Source organism: Domibacillus sp. A3M-37, from assembly GCF_024213455.1.
Taxonomy (GTDB): Bacteria; Bacillota; Bacilli; order Bacillales; family Domibacillaceae; genus Domibacillus; species Domibacillus tundrae.
In genome coordinates this window covers 24,952-47,427 of the sequence record NZ_JANAVL010000018.1, presented here as the reverse complement: position 1 = coordinate 47,427, position 22,476 = coordinate 24,952, and the positions used below count along the sequence as shown (strand labels likewise).

Here is a 22,476-nt window from a genome sequence, read left to right as displayed (position 1 = left end):
AATGAAAGGAGTTTGATAAAAATGAAAGCACCATTTTACGCCGATCACGTCGGCAGTTTCCTGCGCCCCGAGCGTATAAAGGAAGCGCGTTTACAGAAGGACAATGGAGAGATCTCAGCGGCACAGCTGCGTTCTATTGAGGACGAAGAAATTATTCGTCTCGTTGAAAAACAAAAAGAAGCAGGCTTGCAAGCCGTAACAGACGGTGAAATGCGCCGTGCATGGTGGCACTTTGATTTTCTGGCAGGCCTCGACGGCGTGGAACTGTACGAAACAGAAGCGGGCATTCAGTTTGCCGGTGTGCAGACGAAAGCACATGGCATCAAAGTAACCGGTAAAGTCGATTTCACGAATCATCCAATGATCGAAGACTATAAATTCTTGCATAGCATCAAGGGAGATCATGCCGCAAAATTCACGATTCCAAGCCCGAATATGCTTTTTTTCCGTGGGACGATTGATGAAAAAGTATACCCGGATCATGAAGCGCTTTTACAGGATCTTGTTGCAGCATATCAAAAGGCGATTCAAGCGTTTTATGATGCAGGCTGTCGTTATTTGCAGCTTGATGATACAGCGTGGGCTGTCTTTTTCTCGGAAAAAGGAAAAGAGCAAATTGCCGCGCGCGGCCAAAATCCGGATGAGCTTCTGCACACATTCCAGCGTGCGGTTAACGAATCGATTGCGAAAAAACCGGAAGACATGGTTATTACGATGCACATTTGCCGAGGCAACTTTAAATCAACTTATACAGCAAGCGGCGGTTATGATGCAGCAGCAGAAGTTATTTTTGGCGGTCTGGATGTGGATGGTTTATTCCTCGAATTTGACGATGAGCGTTCAGGTGGATTCGAACCATTGAAATTCGTCAATCGTCCAAGCTTAAAAATCGTGCTCGGATTGATTACGTCAAAACATGGTGATCTTGAAGATCCTGAAGCCGTAAAAGCACGCATTAAAGAAGCAGCGAAGTGGGCGCCGCTTGAGCAGTTATGCTTAAGCCCGCAATGCGGATTTGCATCTACGGAAGAAGGCAATTTGCTTACTGAAGAAGCGCAATGGGCAAAAGTGCGCCACGTTGTAAGCATTGCGAATGATGTTTGGAAATAAGAAGTGGGCTGCCTCAAAAGTCGGTGAAAACTGATTTTTGAGCAGCCCTGTTTTTATGAGCAGCACAAAGGCTGTTTTGATTGATGATAACTCGGAATATTGGCATCACGATGTATTCTATATCAAGAAGCTAAAGTTTGAATTACCCCCAGTTACTCACTACGTTCGTTGAACATGGGGGATTCCTAAGTAAAGAAACCTATCGGTCCCTAATTCATTAGGTCATTAGGCTACGCCCGTCATTCCGACGGTTGGCAGTACAAATGACTTTGTAGCAAGTCTCCTGCGAAAAAACAAATTGTGTTACTAAACAATGGCTAAATCATGGATATTCCGGGAAGCATTGATGTCCGCGTTTTCGAAATGACCGCAGGAAACACAAATAAATGCCGCTTGTGTTTGACGATTTTCTTTTGCTGTGTGACCACACGAATGGCACTTTTGGGAAGTATAACGAGGATCGACAGCGACCACCTGCTTGCCGTACCATTTTGCTTTGTATTCCAGCATCGTGCGGAATTCCGACCAGGAAACTTCGCTGATTGCTTTGGATAATGTACGGTTCTTCAGCATATTTGACACTTTCAGGTCCTCAATTCCGATGACATCGTGGTTTTTGATGATCTCGGTCGTGATTTTCTGCAAGTAATCAGTCCGTGCATTCGCAATCTGGTCATGAATACGCGCCACTTTCATACGCTGTTTTTGTACATTTTTCGCTTCTGATAAAGGTCTTTTTTGCTGAATGGCCAGGCGTTGGCGGCGGGAAAGAATGCGTTGTGCTTTGGCCAGCTTCTCTTCTAATGTTCTAAAAAATTTTGGTTTTTTGTACACTTTCCCATTTGAGAGAACGGCAAAGTCTTTTAAGCCAACATCAATACCAACAGTTTTATTGCTTTTTCTTTCCAGTATACCGGAATAAAAGGGTGCGTGTCCCTTTTTATTTGAGCGAGGAATATGGCTGATTCCTGCATCTTTGCCATGGTATTGATTGCTTTCATCTCATTCCCTCCCTAAATATGATTGCTTTTTTCTTCTCCCATTCATTTCTTTTATATCCGCTTAAAAAACCCTATTAAATAGTAGCGATTTCCATTATGATAATATTATTGCCAGTGTAATTATATCCGCATTGTGCAGGATAAAAGCCTGATTAACTTATTTAATATATATCTTAATACGACAAATCATTTTATTTTTGGCATGGCAATTATAATAAAATAGATAAAGGTATACATAATAAAAGATTAAAAAAATAAAAAAAGAAACCGATAGATAAGTATGATAGGGCTATAACATGTCGAAGGAGACTACTAAATGAATCATCATATCCATCCTATACTGGAGAAAATTTTATTTACAATCCCTATTATAAAAAACACTTTACCGATCGATTCGAATATCACAGTGATTGACCAAGAAAGTGTATGTTTGGGAGCGTTCCCTGGAGAAAATTTTGATCTAGGAATTAAAGCAGGGGAAACCGTTAATCCTCAAACCCCTTTGTCAGCGGCGGTGAGAGAAAATAAAAAGCTTGTGGTTAAAATTCCGGAGCATTTATATAATCTATCATTGACTGCCGGAGTTATGCCCATCCGTGATGAAAATAACAAGGTAATTGGAGGGCTCGGCATTGCGCTGGAGACAAAATATGAAAAAATACTAAAAGAATTTCAAGAAAATGTCGAGAAGTCATTTTCTTCAGTTTCTTCAAATATGGATCAAATCAGTGCAGGAGCGAGTTCTTTGGTAGCCATAAGCAATACTCTGGCAGAGGAACAAAAACAATCAGAAGTGAAGCTGGGGAAAATTTTTGAAGTGATTGAGACGATTAATTATGTCGCAAAACAAGTACAATTACTTGGAATTAATGCAAGAATAGAAGCAGCGAGAGCAGGGGAAGCCGGAAAGGGCTTTGATGTCGTAGCCAGTGAAATTCAGAAATTATCAACAAATATTTTTGAATTTACATCCGTCATTGATACGTCATTGAATGAAATTCAACAAGTGGTTGAATCAATCTCCAATTCCGTTCATGAAGTCGTCCAGGTCGGGGACAATCAAAGAAACGGTGTAGAAGAGATCAATCAATCTCTACAGGACGCGATTGATATGTCCAAAAAATATTTGATTGAAGAACAAAAATAGATGCGCACATAAGGCAAAGTTTTTTATATTCTTAATAAACACCGATTTACCCCACTTTTATGGATCAGGGTATTCGAAAAAAAGAAATCTAAATTTTCCATATTAGTTGCCTAAGTATAAAAGAGGTTATTGACAACCAGGAGTTTCTTCCTATAATATCTAACCAGTTCATTCAGTTATCTATTTGGATTATTATAGTGAATAGGCTTACATAAAGGGAGGATCTAGAATGCAACAATTTGAGACATGGACAAAAAGTTATATAAATGGAGAATGGGTCGAAGGAGAAAGTACACGTATTTACAAAGATCTTAATCCGTATGACAATTCTGTCATTGCAGAGGTAAAGCTTGCTACAAAGGCACAAATGGAAGAAGCGTTTCAAACAGCCGCACAAGCCCAGAAAGCATGGGCACAGTCTTCCGTGGAGAAGCGGAAAAACGTCATTGAAAAAGCAGCCCAATATTTAAAGGAAAACCGTGAAGAAATTGTTCAGCTTGTGAGCCGTGAAACAGGCGGCACCATTTTAAAAGGGAATGTGGAGCTTCACCTTACCCTTGAAATACTTGAAGAAGCGCTTAACTATACAGGTGAAGTGGGCAGCGTAAGAGAAGTACCTGCAAGTGTGGACGGTAAAGTAAACCGAATTTACCGCTTACCGCTCGGCGTCATTGCATCGATTTCGCCCTTTAATTTCCCAATGAATCTATCTATGCGGACGATTGCGCCGGCTATTGCTCTCGGCAATGCGGTGGTTCATAAGCCCGATATCCAGGTTGGACTTGTTGGCGGTGTGATACTGGCAAAGGCATTTGAATATGCTGGCCTTCCTGCCGGCGTTTTCAATATGCTTTTAACCGACATTGAAGAAATTGGAGAAAGCATGCTGGAGCACCCTGTTCCACGCTTGATTAGTTTCACAGGCTCAACGGGCGTTGGCCGCCGCATTGGTGAAATTGCCGGACGCCATTTAAAACGTGTCGCACTGGAGCTTGGCGGGAACAGCCCGTTTATTGTTCTGTCGGATGCCGATGTTGAACAAGCTGTCAATGCCGCTATTTTCGGCAAGTTTATTCACCAGGGGCAAATCTGCATGATTATTAACCGAATCATTGTGCACCAGGACAAGTATGATGCTTTCGTAGAAGCATTCGTCGAACGGGCCAAGGGGCTTCCTGCCGGCAATCCGCAGGACCCGAATACCGTTATTGGCCCGCTTGTGAATGAGCGGCAAGTGGAAAAAGCGCTTGGCTTTGTGGAAGCTGCCAAACAAGAAGGCGCGACAGTGGCTCTCGAAGGAAAACGTGACGGAAACGTTCTGACTCCGTATGTGTTTACAGATGTAAAAAACAACGGACCGCTCGCCCAGTCAGAATTATTTGGTCCAATTGCGGTGATTATTAAGGCAGAAAGCGATGACGAAGCCATTGCCATGGCAAATGATACTGACCACGGCCTAAGTTCCGCCATCTTCACGAGCGATCTTGAAAAAGGGGAGCAGTTTGCCCTGCAGCTTGATACAGGCATGACGCACATTAATGACCAGACCGTGAACGACGCTCCGAATATTCCGTTTGGCGGCAATAAAGCAAGCGGTCTTGGCCGGTTTGGAAACCCATGGGTGGTCGATGAATTCACCGTAATGAAGTGGGTATCTGTTCAAACGAAAACAAGACAGTTTCCTTTTTAAAAACAGAGATATTCAGCTTTATCCTAATGAGAGTAATAACAAAACCCGCAGAGTGATGCAAATTCTCTGCGGGGTTTTTGTTTAAGGTTTTTAAATCTCAACCATCTGCTTGCTGTGAGGCTACCGACTTTGACCCTTGGAAGGGGCATAAATGTTGAGTAAGAATAAAGCATCTAAAAATAGGATAACAGTTTAAAGCAATTAAGCTGCAGTTGTTGGAAAGATGGACTTTTTCAATAGTATTCCTAATTTCTTAATGAAGCAGCCTACACCGGTTGCTCTTTTTATGTTCAATTAGTTAAAACGATTTAGCCAGCCAGGAGAAGAAACCCCTAACCTTCCTCCTGCCCGCCTCCACGAAACGACAGCCGGTGAAAGGTATTCATAAACCCAAACAATTCTTCTCCCGTCACCTTCCTAGAATCAGCAATGAGGGGAAGGTACATAGCCTGGTAGGTTTCCGGCACCCAGATGTAGTGATGGACATACTCTGTGAGAAGAAAGCCGCATGATTGCCAAAAGTGGATACGCCTTCTATTATCTGGTGTTTCCTCTGACTCAGCCTCAATAATTAATTTTTGATATCCCTCATCACCTGCTTTCTGTCGCAGGTAATCAACAAAGTGTTTGCCAAGTCCATGGCCTCGCTCTTTTTCAGATACAGCCAAATAGTCGATAATCATCACCCGGTCAGATACGAGCTTCCCTGTGAGAGCCATAACAACCGCTGCCGACTCGTTGTACGCCACATGAAGCTCGGCCATTCCTTGTGCAAACATATTTTTGATGATCTTAACCGGCTTGGCTCCCTTATCTCCAAATGCCTCCATATAAAGGGGGCTCACGTCCTGCCAAATTTCATCGTCCCAAGTGCCAACGGTTTTAATTTTCATAAAGATTTCTCCCGCCTAATTTGTTATTCCTATTTTACCATCAAATCCAAGTTCTACACTTTTCAAGATCGCAATCCGATACTATTCAGGCCTCATTCATGTAGTGGTGGGAACCGAAATGCAGAATGACAAACTGTGCCGTCTGAAAGTATCAAGCGTTCGTTATGATCCCATCCTTGGCGGCTATTACCTGTATGTGATCGGGAAGGGAAATAAGCAGCGGGATATACCGCTTCGTGATAAAGTGATGGATAGCATTGTGCTATGCCGGAAAATGCGGCTTCTTGCGGCAGACTTTCCAAGGGACAGCGATGAACCACTGTTGCCAAACAGCTGGTGGACAGCATTTCGCCCGTCTTACTTTGCGACGATGCTGGGAGACGAGAACGCACAGGTGCCAATTTTGTCTATCCAGGCACGCAAAAAACGAATTACGCCACATTATTTTTGGTATAGTGTTGCAATTATCAGCTATATGAATAACAGTGATGTGTATACCATCATGCGTGCACTTGGTCATGAAAAAATTGAGACAACGATGATCTATTTGCAGAAGATTATGGAGCGGATGCCAAACACATACTGGATAAAGGTCATCTTAAACAGGACAACCGGGTCTATACTTGGACGCCCAAGCTTCGAATACAAATCTTCCACCAATGGATAAATGAAGGAGAAATCAATTGCCGTCTTAAGCTTCCGTACAAGGTGGTCCTGCGGCACCAGCTGGTCCAGTGCAATTACTTCTAGTTGGTCTCGTTCTGTCTGGTTGTTTCTCGTCATCATTTTCCATCACCTCAGCCAAAATATCTTATTACTATTGTAAAAAACAAAAAGACTACAGGCAATCTCGAATTCATTCGAGTTTATCTACAGTCTGAAATGCCTAGAGGAAATTTTTCTTCTAGGCATTTTTATTTTTAACTTCATTAAAATAAAATTATCTTTTCTGGAAAACAGCGGTCAAACAAACATATACTAGTGAAAAACTATGTAAGAAAATCTCACAAAACAGTGTTCTGAATAGTTCTGTTAACCTATAGTTAAAACTGTAAAAAATGTTCAATCCTTCAAAGTAATAAAAATGAAGGGATGTAAAAAGAACAAAGGAAATTGAAGGCGTTTCATGGTGAAACGGTTGAAAGGAGTGAGAATGAGTTGACTGCTGATAAAGAAGCAAAGTATTTAACAGAGGAAGAACAACAGAAGCTATTAGAAAAATACGATCCCGAAGCGGGAACAAGAAAATTAACAGGTATATTAGGTTATATTGTCTTTTTTGGTCTTTTAGCTTTTTCATTATTTCAGCTCTATACAGCTGTTTTTGGTGTTTTTACCGCTCAAATTCAGCGGACAGTACATTTAGGGTTTGCTCTTTCCTTAATTTTTTTGCTCTTTCCTGCAAAGCGAAAAAAGCGTCGAAAAGAAAGGCTTCAAGTTGCGTGGTATGACATAATTTTAGCGATTCTTAGTATTGGTATAGGCGCCTATTGGCCATTATTTTTTGAGGACCTGGTCATGAGTATCGGCCGTTTAAACACGCTGGATTTTGCAGTTGGTTTGACAGCTATTCTGCTCGTGCTGGAGGCGACTAGACGTACTGTAGGAATGCCAATTATGGTTATTGCTTTGCTTTTCATTCTCTACGGGCTTTTTGGATCGTATATGCCAGGATTCTTGTCCCATCGCGGTCTAACATTAGAACGCATGGTTCAAACAATGTTTTTTACAACAGAGGGAATTTTAGGAACTCCATTAGCTGTTTCATCTACATTTATCTTCCTATTCTTGTTATTTGGTTCCTTCCTTATTCGAACAGGCGTGGGTCAATACTTTAACGACCTTTCGATAGCCATTGCCGGCAGGAGCATCGGGGGTCCGGCAAAGGTTGCGATTTTTTCAAGTGCCCTTCAAGGAACGATCAGCGGAAGCTCTGTTGCGAATGTTGTCACATCAGGAGCATTTACCATTCCAATGATGAAAAATCTTGGATATAAGAAGGAATTTGCTGGAGCCGTAGAAGCATCAGCTTCAACAGGCGGCCAATTAATGCCGCCAATAATGGGGGCGGCGGCCTTTTTAATGGTTGAGTTTATTGGAAACGGAATTACCTATTGGGATATAGCGAAAGCAGCCATTATCCCAGCTATTCTTTACTTTTCCGGCATTTGGATCATGACCCATTTTGAAGCAAAGAGACTTGGCTTGCGCGGATTAACAAAAGAAGAAATGCCAAGCAGAAAAGAAGTGTTTGGCAAGATTTATTTGCTTATTCCAATTATTGCAATCGTTGTTTTGCTTATGTCAAATATAACGGTTACACATGCAGCTTTATATTCCATTCTTATCTCGATCATTGTGGGTTTTATTAATAAGGATGCAGGCATGAAAGTAATGGATATCGTTTATGCATTAGTAGACGGAGCTCGCACAGCACTTGCGGTTGCTGCTGCCACTGCAGCAGCCGGCATCATTGTGGGAATTGTCACGAAAACAGGGTTGGGCCTCAAGCTGGCAAATGGATTAATTGATTTGGCTGGCGGCTACTTGATTCCTACACTTATGCTGACAATGGTTGCGGCGCTTGTTCTTGGTATGGGCTCACCAACAACCGCAAACTATGTCATAACGTCTACAATAGCAGCGCCAGCAATGATTTTGCTTGGTGTACCTGATCTATCAGCACATTTATTTGTTTTCTATTTTGGTATTATTGCAGATATTACGCCACCGGTTGCGCTGGCTGCATTTGCAGCAGCGGGTGTTTCAGGCGGAGAACCGATAAAAACAGGAGTGGAATCTGCAAAACTGGCCATAGCTGCATTTATTATCCCTTACATTTTTGTTCTCTCCCCGGAAATGTTGATGATTAACACAACCGGGATAGAAACAGTGTGGGTTGTTTTTACAGCTATGACAGGGATGATCGCCATCGGGGCAGGGGTTATTGGGTACTGGGTCAGAAGTATGCACTGGGTGGAAAGAATTCTTGCCGCCATTGTAGGGCTGCTCTTAATCTATCCTGAAACGATCTCAGATATTGTAGGGCTCGTTACGTTTGCTGTGCTGCTTGTTTTGCAATATGTACAAAAAAAAGACAAGGGTGGCAAAGATACAAGTAACCGAAACCTAGAAAGAACTAATTAGCTCAATGTGAAATTGTAATACACGCGTATATGAAATTCGTCTCTTTTATTTTGGAATTATATGGAAAATGCACCCGTTTTTGAATTACACATGGAATTGGCAGGGGTGAATTAAGGTTCTGCTCTTTTCCGTTGTAACTATATATGACAAGTTTTATTGGTTCTTAGGCAGGAGTATTTCTGCCTACATTATGGGAAAAAGGAGGATTTATTCATGAAGAAATTTCGTCTTAACTTTTTATTTGTCATGATTTTGCTGCTTACGATGATCGTTGCTGCCTGCAACGGCGGTAATGAAGAGGGATCAGGTGATACTGGTGATGAAGGCGGGGGAGAAAGTCCAAGCCAAGATTTAAGTTTACTGACTGGCGGCACTGGGGGTACATATTATCCGCTGGGCGGGCAAATAGGGAACATTATTTCAGATAACACAGAAGCGAATATCACGCCACAAACGTCAGGTGCTTCTGCTGAAAATATGGAAACATTAAGAGCTGGAGAAGCGGAGCTCGCTTTTTCACAAACAGATATTGCCGCCTATGCGCTTGAAGGAAAAGAAATGTTTGAAGGAGATTCAATTGACAATATCCAGGCAATTGCTTCTTTATATCCTGAAACGGTCCAGCTAGTCACGACAGCGGAAAGCGGCATTCAATCCGTTGATGACTTAAAAGGAAAAACAGTATCTGTGGGTGCACCTGGATCAGGCGCTTACATTAATGCTATGCAAATTCTTGAAATCTATGGAATGTCAGACAAAGACATTAAAGCACAAAACCTTTCTTTTGATGAATCTACTGATGGAATTCAGGCTGGGAATATTGATGCAGCATTTATAACAGCTGGTACGCCAACAGGTGCTGTTGAAGCGCTGTCCGCCCAAAATGATGTGGTGATTGTTCCCATTGCGGATGACAAAATTCAAGAGCTGGTTGAAAAATACCCGTACTATGCAGAAGACACGGTTCCAAGCGGCACTTACAAAATCGAATCTGATGTCAAAACGGTTGCTGTTAAAGCCATGCTTGTGGCGACAAAAGAGTTAGATGAAAATTTAGTGTATGAGATGACAAAGGCGTTATATGAAAACACAGACCAAATCACGCATGCCAAGGGAGAATTTATGACACCTGAAACGGCACTGGAAGGACTCGGAGATATGGAGCTTCACCCTGGTGCAGCTAAATATTTTGAAGAAATAGGTGTTGCAAACTAAATATCTTTTAAAGTCGGTAGGTCGCACAGGCGGCCTATCGATTTCGTTTTTAGAATAATATGGATTTTTAAGTTTGAAGGAGTGGCTATTTATGAGTCTGAACGTATTTAAACGTTTTGTTGTGCTCTGTATACTCCTGCTGCTCATCGCTTTTCTGTTTTACTTTCCTTATAAACAAGTAATTGCTGTCACTTACCAGAATCAAGAACAATTACTTGCATACGTACTGTTGAAAAAGAACGAAACCTTTCAAATAAAGTACACACACTCCATCCACCTATCGGATGTAGTGGACTCGTATCGTTTATCTAAGGAACAAATTATTCAAACCGAGCTCGCCTATAAAGATTTTGCAGTTGGCATGCCTTCGAATGCAGAAGGTAATGAAGTATTTGAAGAACAAGATGGTACATACTATATAAAAAATATGAATCGGCAGTTTCCATTTATTGATTTAAGGATTGGGCAAGTAAAAGCAAATCATCGGCTGATTTACCAGGACCACGTGTACACATTAGCAGAATCTATAAAACCTGGATCGTGGGTTAGAATTTCAGCGAAAAAAATTACACTGTGGCAGCAATGGAGTGGAATGGAGCTGAAATAAGAAGTAAGAGCCTATGATTCAATGTGAGTCTTTGGACAGAAAGAAGGGAAAGCGTGTAATATAAAAAAACAATGAAAGATAACTCGAATGAACGGAGCTGGTTTGGTGGATTTGCAATTACAAGGAAAAAATGTGCTTATTACTGGCGGTTCTATGGGCATTGGCAAAGCGATTGCTAAAGTGTTTGTCTCAGAGGGAGCGAACGTCTCGATCGTTGCCCGCAGAATGGAAGCGTTAGAAACGGCGAGAGAAGAGATTGGCGGTAGCCTGTCCATTTTTCAAGCGGATATTTCACAGGTTGATGAGCGGGAAAAACTGATCCAATCTTTTGTGAAAGAGAGAGGAACGATCGACGTTCTGGTCAATAATGCAGGCGGCAGCAATGGCGGAAAAGCGACAGAAACGGAAATGGATTTGTTTTATTCAGCAATGGAGCTGAATTATTTTTCAGCTGTGCATTTAAGCAAATTAGCGGTGGAGCATATGAAAAAAAATCATGCAGGATCGATTATTAACATTACTTCTATATTTGGAAGAGAAAGTGGCGGCAAAGTTACATATAACAATGCAAAATCTGCACTAATCAGCTTTACCAAATCATTGGCGGATGAAGTGATTTCTGATGGGGTTCGTGTGAACAGTGTTGCCCCAGGAAGCATTTTGCATGAAAGCGGAAATTGGAAAAAACGCCTTGAAGAGAATCCGGAGGGCATTAAACAGTTTATTAAAAATGAAATTCCAGCGGGGCGTTTCGGTACGCCTGAAGAAATCGCGAATGTTGTTGCTTTCTTAGCCTCTGATAAAGCCTCTTGGATGGCAGGAACTAGTATCAATGTAGATGGCGGGCAATCCCGGATGAATTTTTAAAATAAAGTATTGCTGGAAAGGAATAAGAGTAAAGAAGAGGGCCGGGCATTATGCTGACGGCTCTTTTTTGTGCGTAAATTGGTAACTACTCAGACCCTGTTTAACATTCTGTATTTTATGGGTAATTCTTTAAAAATACCTGAACGAAAGGAGGGTCTGGATCATGTCACTAGAGAAACTATCGAAAGCAGAGCTGCTTGCCATTATCGAACGGCAAGCTATTCTCATTGAACAGCTGACAGCACGCGTGGCAGAACTGGAAAAGCCGCTTGGCAAAAACAGCCGCAACAGTCATAAGCCACCATCTTCGGATGGTTTTAAAAAAGTCCGCCGCACAAAAAGTGAACGAAAGCCCAGCGGTAAATCCTCTGGTGGACAGTCGGGCCACTCCGGGCATCACCTGCCTTTTTCAAGTCAGCCGGACTATGAAATTGGCTATCCTGTCTCATCGTGTTCCAAGTGCGGCACCGACTTATCAAGTCAGCCGGTACGGGCGCTTGAAAAGCGCCAAGTCTGGGACCTGCCTCCCTTGTCATTAGAAGTAACAGAACACCAGGCGGAGCAGGCAGTGCCCGTGCTGCCGTTCGATAGAGAAAGGGACATTCCCTGGGCACGTCCGCAATTGTATCCAATATGGAAGCGGGGTTCAGTCGCTTCTTGTTTATTTACATCACGGACAGCTACTTCCTTATGAACGCACAGTGGAAGTCATGCGGGATTTGTTTGGGCAAACGATCAGCCAGGGAACGCTCTCGAATATCCTCCAGCGGACAGCGTTGTCCCTTGAGCCGGAAGTGGAAGAAATCCGGTCAGTGATTCTTTCTTCCCCAGTCGTCCATATGGACGAAACCGGCATGGATGTCCTGCCAAAACGCCAGTGGGTTCATGTGTATTCGACACCAGATGAAACGTTTTATGCGCTGCATTCGAAACGAAGATGCGAAGCAATGAATGAAATTGGTTTTCTGCCTGATTATCAGGGCATCGCTATCCATGATGAATGGCAGTCTTATTTTACGTATACAGGCTGCTGGCATGGTCTGTGCAATGCACACATCCTGCGTGAACTGACGTATCTGCACGAACAGGAAAATCAGCCCTGGGCCGTATGACCTGCATGAGCTTCTGATCGAGATGAAAAAGGCGGCGGACCTGTACCGCGAAGCGAAGCTCGCTGTCCCAGAAAAGAAAGCAAGTGCTTTCTTGAAGCGATACAGGGATATCGTCTGCCGGGCAAGTGATACACTGAAGGTCTCCATGACCGAGCATCAGCGCACCCAGCGTAAAAGTTTGAAACGCACGCCGGCGCGCAAAATGCTGGACCGTCTCATCGCCCATGAAGAAAAAATTCTTCGTTTTCTTCACAATCAAAGGGTGCCGTTCGATAACAACCAGGCGGAACGGGATCTCCGCATGATCCGCGTCAAAGAAAAGATTTCCGGTCTCTTCCGAAGTGAAAAGGGCGCCTGGGATTTCATGACGATCCGTTCTTTTTTATCAACCGTGCGCAAGCAGGGGCTGCCATTGCTTGACACGCTAAAGGAAACGATCGAAGCGCCTGCTGTTTTCAACTGACAGGCTGCGCCAAAGAGCGCGGTCTATTAGGCATGGACTGAGTAGTTACCGTTCTTCTATTGGCTCGGGTTCAATTTTCAGTTCACCCGTGGCAAAGTAATAGTCGACCTGCTTGATGGAATAGTTCTGATCTCTGCTTAATTGGCGGATCAGCATGAGCCTTTCCAATGCTGGCTTATCAAAGTAGTGGTACCCATTTTCTCCTTGAACAGTAGGGATGTATGGCTTCAATTCCCTCAACCAATTGCGGACAACACCAGGACTTTCATTTACATACTTAGCCGCTTCTTTCACCGTTAAGCGCATCTCCTCAAGGTTTTCACTTAGGTTTTCAGTACATTGATCTTGCGTTTGAGTCATGATTTTCATCATCCTTTCAAGATAAGTTTCAACGTATGTTCCTTACAAAAAGCTTAATATGACGCTATTCTAAAGGTGTGTGGCAGGTTTCGATAAGGTTTCCAAGTATGTTGTTCACGTATGTTTTAAGTTCGGTGAATAGCAACAAATGTCCTTTGACTAAATTTGTCGTCTATTTATGAGTTTTAACTATCACAAGAGTTAATGTAGAAGAACAGCCACTGTATTAAGTGCCTTTCTTCTACCAACATTGTGTATTGGTACACTTTTACGCGAAATTCATTATAAGAACCAAACATCTTATTGGCAGATTAAAAAGCGAAAACTGGCAACCAGAAATATTTTGTTTTTAGGGTATATTTAACTAATTTGCAACAACTTGATTGACTTGAAAAGGGAGGGAATGTTACTCTACAAATCGTAATTATTACGATTTATAGAGTGGGAGGATTAAAAAATGTCTGACAAGTATGAATTTTTAGTTTCCATTAAAATGCTGCGCCATGAATTAAACGAGCTTTCAGCTTACATAAAAGAAAGCAAATATTGTTATGACCTGCTTACAAACAAGCTTGATGATCTTTCAAAGTTTGTTGTCAGTGAAGAGAATGGGGAACAGTGGAAACGATGGGGGGAGGATGCGGAAATCAGAAAATATTCAGCAGAGCTTCGGGAAGCCTCCTCAAAAGCAATATGCATGATTGAAAAATACCAATCATCTTGTACAGTCAATGCTCGGGCAGATATCTCTAGATACATGTCTGCCTTATGTGAATCGGTAAAAAACGAACTGGAATCGTTTGGGATTAACAGGAATTCAAAAATCGTTTTTATAGGTTCAGGCGCATTCCCCATTTCAGCTTTAACCATTGCGAAGCAGACAGGCGCTGAAATTATATGCCTCGACATTGATCTGGAGGCGGTTGAGATGGGCAAAAATATAGCGGAGCTAACGGGCCTCGAATCCAAGGTTTCCTTTACGAATGAAGCTGTTAGTGAATTATCCTTTATCAAGGGAGCGACGCATGTCATGATCGCTTCGCTTGTCAAAAACAAGCTTGAAGTTCTTGAAGACTTAAAGTCTGTGCTTTCTGAAGAAGCAAAAGTGATTATCCGATATGGAAACGGCCTTAAATCCATGTTTAATTATCCTCTCGATCAAGATTTATCAGATGAATGGAACTATTCAAGCATTGAGCAAAAGGATCACTTCTATGACACTGTTGTCCTGAAAAAGGGAAAGACCCACTGTGCAAGAAAGGAGCTGGGATAAACATGATTTTTCGTACATATGACGGAACGCCTTTTGGCAGCACACTAATAGTAGGCGCGGGGCCTGCAGCAGTAAATATCGCTGTGAATCTATCAAGGGGATGGAGCGATAAGCTTGGGCTTGTCAACCGGGCAGGAGCTCACACAAGCCGGTTGAAAGAAAGTTTTAAAAAGCATGGCCAAGTGCTTAAAGCAACGTATCAAAGCCAAAACCGCCAACTCAGTGGAGAGGCAAAGCTTGATTGTTTTTACGGTGGTTTTCAAGAAATAGAAGACCGCTGGGAGACACTTATTATTTGTACGCCCAGTGACAGCTATCTTGAAGTCATAAAAAGCCTGTCACTCAAAAAATTAAAAAAAGCAAAAACATTGATCCTCCTCTCTCCCGGCATAGGATCAAATCTCCTGATTGAGCGTCATTTTAAAAAAGAAATAGAACAAATCGATGTGATTAGTTTCTCATCTTATTATGCGGCAACTAAATATGAAAGAAGTGAAGAAGAAAGTTCTGCCGTACTGACAAAAGCATTGAAAAAGCGAATTTACCTAGCTTCATCCAAGAAGGATAGCTTGGGCTTAAAGCCCGTCGTCAAATTTATTGAAAGCTTAGGCATTCAATGTCAAGTTGTTGCGTCTCCTGTCGAAGCGGAAAGCAAAAGCATCACAACGTATGTCCATCCACCTTTATTTATGAATTCTTTTTCCATGAATCAAATTTTGAGAAAAGAGCAGTCGTTAAAATGTATGTATAAAATTTATCCTGAAGGCCCCATTACTCAGCACGTGATACGAGCAATGGTCCGTCTCTGGAAAGAAATTTCTGCTGTGGTTGAATATTTTGGTGCACAGCCTATTAATTTGCTGCAATTTTTAAATGATGATAATTACCCGGTTCATGAAGAGACCCTTTCGCGTAAAGACATTGACATGTTTCATTCCTTCAGTGAAGAAAAACAAGAGTACCTTTTATACATAAGATATTCAGCTATTCTTATTGATCCATTTGCTATTCCAGACGAGAAAGGAAAATACTTTGATTTTTCTGCTGTCCCATTTAAACATGCTGAGATAGACAGCAGTGGAAAGTGGATCATTCCAAGAATTCCTCTAGAGGACTATCAAAAGTTGAAGCTCATTTACGAACTTGCCCAGTCAGCAGGCATTCAAATGCCTCAAGCATTATCACTCTTGCAGACATTTGAGAAAGAAGTGATGAAGTTTAGTACGGAAAACCGGGTGGATTTCTCCAATTTTCATCCAGCAATTGATACTTTAAAGAAGATAGATCTTACTCAACAAAGGGGAGGGACCCAATGAAAAACGGTGTAATTCTGGCCATTATTTCTTCCCTGGTGTTCAGCGTGATGAATGCACTGGTCAAAGCAGTGAGCATGACTATTCCTGTAGCCGAGGTCGCCTTTTTTAGAAGCCTTATTGGAACAATTTTTATTTATTTGATGATGCGCCATAGCAAAGTGGGTTTTTCCACAAAAGGTGTTCCGATGCTTTTGATAAGGGGGATGCTTGGTGCTTTGTATCTGTTAGCCTATTTTTATACAATTTCTAAAATTCCGCTTGCAGATGCCAGTATTTTAGCTCATTTATCAACGGTTTTCGTCCTGATTTTATCTGCTCTCTTTTTAAAAGAAAAGATATCAAAACAGACGTTTTACGTACTGCCCCTTGTTTTTTTAGGCGCCGTTCTTCTAGTCAAGCCGTTCCACTATTCGTCTTATTCTATTTATGCGCTAGCTGGAGTTTTAAGTGCATTGTTTGCTGCGGGAGCAGCTACTTCTATTCGGTATTTGAGCAAACTGCACCATTCTTATGAAATTGTTTTTTATTTTTTAGCTACGGGAGTGGTCGTTTCTATTCCATTAATGTGGGGGAATTTTGTCATTCCATCTCCACTCGAGCTTTTTTATTTGTTATGCATAGGCATTGTTTCGCTTTTTGGACAGATTTTTCTTACAAAAGCGTTTACGCATGAAAGCGTTGTGGTTGTTGAGATTACCCGCTATATAGGAATTGTATTTAATGTTATGTGGGGATTTTTATTTTGGACGGAAGTTCCTGATGTTTATACCGTTATAGGAGGCCTGCTTATTATTGCCTCATGCTGTTTTCTATCAATGAAGAAGAAAAAACCCGCTGCAGTGCCTGCCAAACAATTGAAAAGCTCACAAGCTAAATAAGTTATGTAATTTTTCATTGACTAATTGTAGTACAGTACGTAATAATATCCAATATACAAAACGGAATAATTTCGATTTAAAACACATAGTTTAAATCGTAATCATTACTTATAAAAAGTGAAGGATGATAAAAAAATGGATAAGACCTTTTTTAGCACAAAAAACCTGCTTGTTTGGTTAACTAGTTTGTTTGTTCTTTTCGCAGCAGGCTGTTCATCTCAAGACAGCAGTTCAGGAAAAGAAGGGGCAAAAACAAACGAAGAAGAAAAAAACATAGCGATGATTTTTAGTTTTAAATCTTCCGACATGGATCCTCATACAGGTTTTACACCCATTCGTGCAGGTGTTACAGAGACCCTGCTAAAGCTCAGTAAGGATTCACATCTTGAAGGCTGGCTGGCTGAAAATTGGTCGACAAATGATAATATAACGTGGGAATTTGCTATTCGTGACGATATTATGTTTCATGATGGAACAAAACTGGATGCCGAAGGGGTTAAAGCATCCTTAGAAAGAAGCATGGATGTAAATGAATCCCTTAGCGGTTCCTTGAAAATTAAGTCGATGGAAGCAGAGGGCCAAACGCTTACTATCACGACAACAGAATCATATCCTGCTCTTCCATCTGAGCTGGTCAATCCGTACACATCCATTGTAAACACGAAAGCGGAAAAAGAAGTGGGTCCTGAAGCGTTTCAAAATGCCCCGGTAGGCACGGGCCCATTTAAAGTAAAAAACTTTATCCCTAACCAAGAAGTTCAGGTGAGCAAAAATGACAGCTACTGGGCAGGAGAGCCTAAAATAGACGGAGCGACCATTCGATTTAATGAAGATGCCAATGTGCGGGCGCTTGCTTTACAGTCTAAAGAAGCCGATATCGTTTATAACCTTCCGGCTGAAGGCATGGAAGTGATTGAGCAGGATAAGGAACTTACGGTGGAATCAGTGCCAGGCCTTAGAGCGCATTTTATTTTGTTTAATCAGCAAAGTGCCAATGTATCAGATGTGAAAGTCAGACAAGCACTTAATTTGTTAATTGACCGGAAAAGCATTGCGGATGATATTATGCTTGGGCATGCAGAACCGGCAAACGGCCCGTTTAACAGCGCTCTTCCTTTTGGCCTTGAGGATAAAGTTCAGGAGCTGAATGTTGAAAAAGCAAAAGAATTGCTTGGCGAGGCAGGGTATACAGAAAATGCAGAGGGCTTGATGGAAAAAGCCGGGAAGCCGCTTACGCTTGAACTGATCACCTACAAAGCGCGGCCGGAGTTGCCGCTCATTGCCCAGCTGTTTCAATCCGATGCTGCGAAAGCAGGCGTAACCATTGAAATCAAAAACGTTGAAAATGCGGATACACACCTTGCAGAAAACACCGACTGGGATCTGGCCACTTATAGCAACAATACGTCTCCACGTGGAGATGGAAGCTATTTCTTGAATACAGCCTTCACCGATGCGGGAGCACTGAATGTAGGGAAAATCAATATCCCGGCATTAAATAATGTTATTCAAGAATTAAATACAACTACTGATGCTGAGAAAAGAACCGAGTTAACAAAGAACGCCGCCCATATTATCAATGAACATGTTGCTCATAGCTATGCTGTTTATCCCAACATTATTGTCGGCATGAACAATCGGGTCACAAATTGGGAGCCAACAGCAGAAGAGTACTATATTCTGACCCATACCCTGGATGTGAAATAAGTGCTGTCCTTGATTCGAAAAAGGCTTTTGCAATTGGTGCTGGTCGTTCTTTTCTTGTCCATTTTTACTTTTGGGCTAATGAAAATGGCGCCCGGTGACCCGGTGCTCGCTATTTTAAATGCGGATGAGATGATCGTTACAGATGCTGACCAGGCTAAGCTGCGCAGCAGCCTTGGGTTTGACCAGCCCATCTATGTCCAGTATGTTCAGTGGATGACAGGAGTCGTGCAGCTGGATCTCGGCACGTCCTATATGAGCGGAAAGCCTGTATGGAATGAAATAGCAGCACGCTTGCCGATTACCATTCAGCTTACATTCGGAGCACTCCTGGTCATGGTGTGCCTATCCGTTCCTCTAGGCATTCTCTCTGCCCGTTATCCAGGGAAATGGCCGGACCAAATCGGACGGATTTTTGCCCTTGTAGGAGCATCAATTCCAAGTTTTTGGCTTGGATTGATGCTCATTTACGTTTTTGCTTTTAAGCTCCAGCTCCTTCCTTCAACAGGAATGGGTTCTTTTTCTCAAATGGTTCTTCCTTCTATTACACTGGGGTTTTCACTGGCAGCTGTCTATGCCAGGCTTCTTCGTGCAGGACTTATTGAAAGCCTTTCTCAGGATTATATTCAGGCGGGAAGGGCAAGAGGTGTAAAGGAATGGAGGCTTCTTTGGCTGCATGCATTCAGGGCGGCCCTCCTTCCTGTGATTACGGTTTTTGGTTTAAGCCTGGGAAGCCTGCTGGGGGGAGCAGTGGTGATTGAAATTTTGTTTTCATGGCCGGGACTGGGAAGCATGGCGGTTGAAGCCATTTTCAGCCGTGATTATCCTGTTATTCAAGGCTATGTCTTGCTAACAGGTGTACTCGTCGTAGTGATGAACCTGCTCGTGGATTTATCCTACTATTTCATTGATCCGCGTATTAAACAAGGAAAGGAGAAAAGCGTTTGAAAATCTCTCCTGCTTTACAAAAAAATCCTTTTTCTTTGCGCTGGCACTTAAAAAGCAGCAAACCGATGACTCTTTTGGGCATATTTCTTCTTGCCGTTATTTTAATAATGACCATTATTGGACCGTTTCTTGTACCGAACGATCCTTTATCAGCAAATATGGCGGAGCGGCTTGCTCCCCCGAGCTTAACATATCCTTTCGGGACAGATCATATGGGAAGATGCATTTTTTCAAGGGTTGTTGTTGGTTCTAGGGTAACACTCGGCATTACGGCATTGGTTATCGCAACTGTGATTTTAATCGGCATCCCCATTGGCTTGCTTTCAGGCTATATTGGCGGTCGTTTTGATTCATTTGTGATGAGGATAGCAGACGGCCTAATGGCATTGCCTGAGTTTATTTTAGCGATTGCGATTGCGGGCTTTCTAGGCCCCAGCTTAATCAATTTAATGATTTCCGTTATGCTGGTAAAATGGGTCAGCTACACCCGTGTTGTCAGGGGCATCGTTTTGTCAGAACGAGAAAAAGAATACGTATTGGCTGCCAAAGTCGGAGGGTGTCCGGCATGGAAGGTGATTACGAGGCATTTGCTTCCGCAAATCATTTCCCCGGTTCTTGTCCTTGCCACGCTGGATGTCGGCAAAGTCATTTTAATCATTTCTTCTTTATCTTATCTAGGCTTGGGCGCCCAGCCTCCTGCACCGGAGTGGGGAGCGATGCTAAATGATGGAAGAGCTTATTTTCAAACCGTTCCTGAATTGATGATTTACCCCGGAATGGCGATCTTTATTGTTGTATTATCCTGCAATTTAATTGGAGAGGGACTGCGGGACAAGCTTGATGTAAAAAACAGCTAGCAAAGAAACAGGAGGGATAAGATGGAAGCCGTTATGACGCCTGCTAAAGAAATAGCAACAGAAAAAGACAGCGAGAAAGATGCTTTTTTTCGCGTTTCTCCTGTACTGGAAATAAAAGATCTCTCTGTTTCCTCTTATGGAGGCAAAGGGAGCGAAGAAAAGAGACTGGTTAAAAAGGTGAACTTTAGCATTCGGCCAGGCGAAATGGTGGGTCTTGCCGGTGAGAGCGGGAGCGGAAAAAGCCTGACAGCGTCTGCTATCTTGGGCCTGCTTCCTAAAGCTTTAAGGGTGTCAAAAGGGCAAATATTGCTTCAGGGCCAAGACCTTGTTAATTTGCCTGAAAAAGAAATGGGCCGTCTCCGAGGGAAAAAGATTGCTTATATTTTTCAGAATTACCAGGGCAGTTTTACCCCTTTTCTCAAGATTGGCAGGCAGCTGGTCGAGGCGCTTCGCAGCCATGACAAAATCAGCAAGCCGGAAGCGAAGAAACAAGCCCTTATATGGCTTGAACGTGTAAAGCTGCCAGCGGAACGGATTTTCTCAAGCTATCCTCACCAGCTTAGCGGAGGTCAGCTTCAAAGAGCCTCGCTTGCAGCTGCTTTAATGTTTAAGCCAGCCTTGATTATTGCAGATGAACCAACCACTGCTCTTGATGTTTTGACGGGTGAAAAGGTGCTGGACCTTCTCGCCGAGCTCCAGAAAGATCTTCATTGTGCTGTTCTCCTGATTTCTCATGATTTAAAGCATGTATTAAAAAGAACGGATTCGATGGCTGTTATGTATGGAGGGCAGATCGTCGAAAAGGGGCTGACAAGGAGCGTCAAGGAAAACCCAAGGCACCCCTATACAAAGCTACTGTTGCAGGCTCGGCCTGTTTTGCGCCATACAGCCCCAGAGAAATTTGCTGCGATACCAGGAGAACCGGGCCTTATTGCCAAAGAAGGATGTTCATTTGCCCCTAGATGCCCGCAGTCATTTGAACAATGCGGCACCGTGCCTGGGATGCTGACTGCAGGGAGTTTCCACTGGACGGCTTGCCATGCTGCAGAAAGGGAGATGGAGGAGACAGATGCTTGAAGTGAAAAACGTTTCTAAGTCCTATCAGTCAAACACTGTTTTGGCCGATATCTCTTTTCATATAGAGCAAGGGGAATGCCTTGGCTTGATTGGAGAAAGCGGGAGTGGAAAAAGCACAATGGCGAAGCTGATTTTAGCACTGGATCGATTTGATTCCGGACAAATCATGCTGCATAACGTTGATTTTACCCAGCTAAAGGGCCGTAATCTTAGGAAAGCAAGGCGTCATGTACAGGTAGTGTTTCAGGACCCGTCTGCGTCGTTAAACCCCAAGCTGCCTGTTTGGAAGTCTGTTATAGAGCCTCTTGAAAATTATCCAGAAGTAACGCCATCTTTTTTAAAAGGAGCAAGAAAAGAAAAGCGCAAGATGGCCGAAATCCTCTTTGAAAAGACGGGTCTTCATTCAGGTTTGCTTGACCGGCATCCTCACCAGCTCAGTGGAGGTCAGCGGCAGAGAGTCGCTATTGCAAGGGGAATAAGCCTTCAGCCGAGCTTGCTTATTTTGGACGAGCCAACCTCCAGCCTGGATGTATCCATCCAGGCACAAATTTTAAATTTGCTGAAGGACTTGAAAAATGAAATCAATATATCCTATTTGTTTATTTCACATGATATAGCCACCGTACAATATATGAGTGAACGAATAGCGGTTTTAAAAGAAGGAAGGCTGGTTGACTTATTTTCAACAAAAGACCTCTTTTCAGAAGAACGCCATTCATACACGAAGGAGCTTATAGAAGCTGCTTTAGAATAACAAAGGAATTTCCTGTAATCAACGCCACTTTATATGGAATCGATCGTTCATGGTTAA

At 42.6% G+C, this 22,476-nt stretch carries 22 protein-coding genes and 2 pseudogenes; 19 read left to right on the top strand and 5 right to left on the bottom strand.

Going from position 1 to position 22,476, the window contains the following annotated elements; translation table 11 throughout:
* Nucleotides 1-21: 21 nt before the first annotated feature.
* Entirely contained in the window at nucleotides 22-1,110 is a 1,089-nt protein-coding gene (locus NLX67_RS18825; RefSeq protein WP_254312968.1) for a 5-methyltetrahydropteroyltriglutamate--homocysteine S-methyltransferase, read from the top strand.
* Nucleotides 1,111-1,416: 306 nt separating this feature from the next.
* Here NLX67_RS18825 and NLX67_RS18820 read toward each other — a convergent pair.
* Nucleotides 1,417-2,010: pseudogene (locus NLX67_RS18820) on the bottom strand (RNA-guided endonuclease TnpB family protein); the annotation flags it as partial.
* A complete protein-coding gene (locus tag NLX67_RS18815) occupies nucleotides 1,974-2,111 on the bottom strand; it encodes a hypothetical protein (protein ID WP_254312967.1) in 138 nt (45 codons plus the stop codon). The gene NLX67_RS18815 and the pseudogene NLX67_RS18820, both read right to left, overlap by 37 nt.
* Nucleotides 2,112-2,427: 316 nt before the next feature.
* Between NLX67_RS18815 and NLX67_RS18810 the strand changes: the two genes are divergently transcribed.
* Both NLX67_RS18810 and NLX67_RS18805 read left to right on the top strand, forming a co-directional pair.
* Complete coding sequence (locus NLX67_RS18810; RefSeq protein ID WP_254312966.1) at nucleotides 2,428-3,258, top strand: methyl-accepting chemotaxis protein; 831 nt, start codon at nucleotides 2,428-2,430, stop codon at nucleotides 3,256-3,258.
* Between the two features lie 229 nt (nucleotides 3,259-3,487).
* Nucleotides 3,488-4,948 (top strand): aldehyde dehydrogenase family protein, encoded by a 1,461-nt coding sequence (locus NLX67_RS18805; RefSeq protein WP_254312964.1) that lies wholly within the window; start codon nucleotides 3,488-3,490, stop codon nucleotides 4,946-4,948.
* Between the two features lie 332 nt (nucleotides 4,949-5,280).
* Here the strand turns inward: NLX67_RS18805 and NLX67_RS18800 are convergent, their stop codons facing one another.
* The gene (locus NLX67_RS18800; RefSeq protein ID WP_254312963.1) at nucleotides 5,281-5,841 is read right to left on the bottom strand and encodes a GNAT family N-acetyltransferase; all 561 of its coding nucleotides are present in this window, start codon (nucleotides 5,839-5,841) and stop codon (nucleotides 5,281-5,283) included.
* 118 nt (nucleotides 5,842-5,959) lie between these two features.
* On the opposite strand from NLX67_RS18800, the gene NLX67_RS18795 reads away from it, so the two are divergent.
* The gene (locus NLX67_RS18795; protein ID WP_254312961.1) at nucleotides 5,960-6,508 is read left to right on the top strand and encodes a tyrosine-type recombinase/integrase; all 549 of its coding nucleotides are present in this window, start codon (nucleotides 5,960-5,962) and stop codon (nucleotides 6,506-6,508) included.
* Here the strand turns inward: NLX67_RS18795 and NLX67_RS18790 are convergent.
* Nucleotides 6,400-6,627 (bottom strand): annotated as a pseudogene (locus NLX67_RS18790) (transposase); the annotation flags it as partial. The gene NLX67_RS18795 and the pseudogene NLX67_RS18790 sit on opposite strands and share 109 nt — an antisense overlap.
* A gap of 372 nt (nucleotides 6,628-6,999) precedes the next feature.
* Here NLX67_RS18790 and NLX67_RS18785 point away from each other — a divergent pair.
* From NLX67_RS18785 to NLX67_RS18755, 7 genes are all read left to right on the top strand, one after another.
* Nucleotides 7,000-8,988 carry a TRAP transporter permease gene (locus NLX67_RS18785; protein ID WP_254312960.1) on the top strand — a complete coding sequence of 663 codons (1,989 nt, stop codon included), beginning with the start codon at nucleotides 7,000-7,002 and terminating at the stop codon, nucleotides 8,986-8,988.
* A gap of 213 nt (nucleotides 8,989-9,201) precedes the next feature.
* Entirely contained in the window at nucleotides 9,202-10,203 is a 1,002-nt protein-coding gene (locus NLX67_RS18780) for a TAXI family TRAP transporter solute-binding subunit (protein ID WP_254312959.1), read from the top strand.
* 91 nt (nucleotides 10,204-10,294) lie between these two features.
* Entirely contained in the window at nucleotides 10,295-10,810 is a 516-nt protein-coding gene (locus NLX67_RS18775; protein WP_254312957.1) for a DUF1850 domain-containing protein, read from the top strand.
* Between the two features lie 105 nt (nucleotides 10,811-10,915).
* Nucleotides 10,916-11,677, top strand: a complete 762-nt coding sequence (locus tag NLX67_RS18770; RefSeq protein ID WP_254312955.1) for an SDR family NAD(P)-dependent oxidoreductase — start codon at nucleotides 10,916-10,918, stop codon at nucleotides 11,675-11,677.
* Nucleotides 11,678-11,840: 163 nt separating this feature from the next.
* Nucleotides 11,841-12,371, top strand: a complete 531-nt coding sequence (locus NLX67_RS18765) for a DUF6444 domain-containing protein (protein WP_254312953.1) — start codon at nucleotides 11,841-11,843, stop codon at nucleotides 12,369-12,371.
* A complete protein-coding gene (locus NLX67_RS18760) occupies nucleotides 12,265-12,789 on the top strand; it encodes an IS66 family transposase (protein WP_309143154.1) in 525 nt (174 codons plus the stop codon). The genes NLX67_RS18765 and NLX67_RS18760 overlap by 107 nt, the downstream gene beginning before the upstream one ends.
* 22 nt (nucleotides 12,790-12,811) lie before the next feature.
* Complete coding sequence (locus NLX67_RS18755; RefSeq protein WP_254312952.1) at nucleotides 12,812-13,252, top strand: IS66 family transposase; 441 nt, start codon at nucleotides 12,812-12,814, stop codon at nucleotides 13,250-13,252.
* Nucleotides 13,253-13,297: 45 nt separating this feature from the next.
* Here NLX67_RS18755 and NLX67_RS18750 read toward each other — a convergent pair whose 3' ends face one another.
* Nucleotides 13,298-13,612 (bottom strand): MerR family transcriptional regulator, encoded by a 315-nt coding sequence (locus NLX67_RS18750; protein ID WP_254312950.1) that lies wholly within the window; start codon nucleotides 13,610-13,612, stop codon nucleotides 13,298-13,300.
* A gap of 457 nt (nucleotides 13,613-14,069) precedes the next feature.
* Here NLX67_RS18750 and NLX67_RS18745 point away from each other — a divergent pair, with 457 nt between their 5' ends.
* The 8 genes from NLX67_RS18745 (at nucleotide 14,070) to NLX67_RS18710 (ending at nucleotide 22,419) form a co-directional block, all read left to right on the top strand.
* Nucleotides 14,070-14,885 (top strand): nicotianamine synthase family protein, encoded by an 816-nt coding sequence (locus tag NLX67_RS18745; protein WP_254312948.1) that lies wholly within the window; start codon nucleotides 14,070-14,072, stop codon nucleotides 14,883-14,885.
* Between the two features lie 2 nt (nucleotides 14,886-14,887).
* On the top strand, nucleotides 14,888-16,201 hold the full coding sequence (locus tag NLX67_RS18740; RefSeq protein WP_254312947.1) for an opine metallophore biosynthesis dehydrogenase: 1,314 nt from the start codon (nucleotides 14,888-14,890) through the stop codon (nucleotides 16,199-16,201).
* Nucleotides 16,198-17,079, top strand: a complete 882-nt coding sequence (locus NLX67_RS18735; protein WP_254312945.1) for a DMT family transporter — start codon at nucleotides 16,198-16,200, stop codon at nucleotides 17,077-17,079. Before NLX67_RS18740 ends, NLX67_RS18735 begins: the two co-directional genes overlap by 4 nt.
* A 135-nt stretch (nucleotides 17,080-17,214) precedes the next feature.
* Nucleotides 17,215-18,786, top strand: coding sequence for a nickel ABC transporter substrate-binding protein (gene nikA, locus NLX67_RS18730; RefSeq protein WP_254312943.1), 1,572 nt, complete (start codon nucleotides 17,215-17,217; stop codon nucleotides 18,784-18,786).
* A 3-nt stretch (nucleotides 18,787-18,789) separates the two neighbouring features.
* A complete protein-coding gene (gene nikB / locus NLX67_RS18725; protein ID WP_254312990.1) occupies nucleotides 18,790-19,731 on the top strand; it encodes a nickel ABC transporter permease in 942 nt (313 codons plus the stop codon).
* Nucleotides 19,732-19,796: 65 nt separating this feature from the next.
* On the top strand, nucleotides 19,797-20,588 hold the full coding sequence (gene nikC, locus NLX67_RS18720; protein ID WP_254312989.1) for a nickel transporter permease: 792 nt from the start codon (nucleotides 19,797-19,799) through the stop codon (nucleotides 20,586-20,588).
* Between the two features lie 21 nt (nucleotides 20,589-20,609).
* Nucleotides 20,610-21,665, top strand: coding sequence for an ABC transporter ATP-binding protein (locus NLX67_RS18715; protein WP_254312942.1), 1,056 nt, complete (start codon nucleotides 20,610-20,612; stop codon nucleotides 21,663-21,665).
* Complete coding sequence (locus NLX67_RS18710; protein WP_254312941.1) at nucleotides 21,658-22,419, top strand: ABC transporter ATP-binding protein; 762 nt, start codon at nucleotides 21,658-21,660, stop codon at nucleotides 22,417-22,419. The genes NLX67_RS18715 and NLX67_RS18710 overlap by 8 nt, the downstream gene beginning before the upstream one ends.
* Nucleotides 22,420-22,476 lie beyond the last annotated feature (57 nt).